Source organism: Bartonella melophagi K-2C (assembly GCF_000278255.1).
GTDB lineage: Bacteria > Pseudomonadota > Alphaproteobacteria > Rhizobiales > Rhizobiaceae > Bartonella > Bartonella melophagi.
Genome location: NZ_JH725081.1, coordinates 34,674 through 35,211 on the forward strand (window position 1 = coordinate 34,674; position 538 = coordinate 35,211).

The 538-nt window shown below is 55.2% G+C and carries 1 protein-coding gene; it reads right to left on the reverse strand.

Features of this window, described 5'->3' with window-relative positions; genetic code table 11:
- Positions 1–465, reverse strand: a 465-nt coding sequence (locus ME3_RS07000) for a right-handed parallel beta-helix repeat-containing protein (RefSeq protein ID WP_210160359.1), incomplete at its 3' end; no start/stop codon positions are given.
- Positions 466–538: the final 73 nt, after the last annotated feature.

The window sequence follows — 538 nt, forward strand, 5'->3', positions numbered from 1 at the left end:
TGAAATCCTCACATTATCCAACGCCACCGTCATCTCTCCCACCCCCATCGCATAGACCCCCGTCCCACTTCCATCTCCCGTTATCCGTGTCCCCCTCAACTCAGCACTTGTACCCTTTTTCCCCACATAGACCCCATGTGCCCCCGTAAAATCAACTGACCCACCCCTAATCGTCACCCTCCCCGTCCCTTCAACACTCACCCCTTTCGCAACGTTTGAAATCCTCACATTATCCAACCCCACCGCCATCTCTCCCACCCCCATCGCATAGACCCCCGTCCCACTTCCCTCTCCCGTAATCACCGTCCGCATCAAACTCACCCTTGTCACCCCTCCCAACACCCCTACCCCAACGCCATCACCCTTAAAATCAATCGTCGAGTTTCCCCTAATCGTCAAACTCTTACCTTCCTTCCCCAACATCATCACCCCCATTTCAACCCCTGAAATCCTCACATCCGCCAACGACACCGTTCCCCCCTTTGCATAGACCCCCATCCCACTCCCCTTATTCATCGTCAACGTCCCTGTCCCCTCA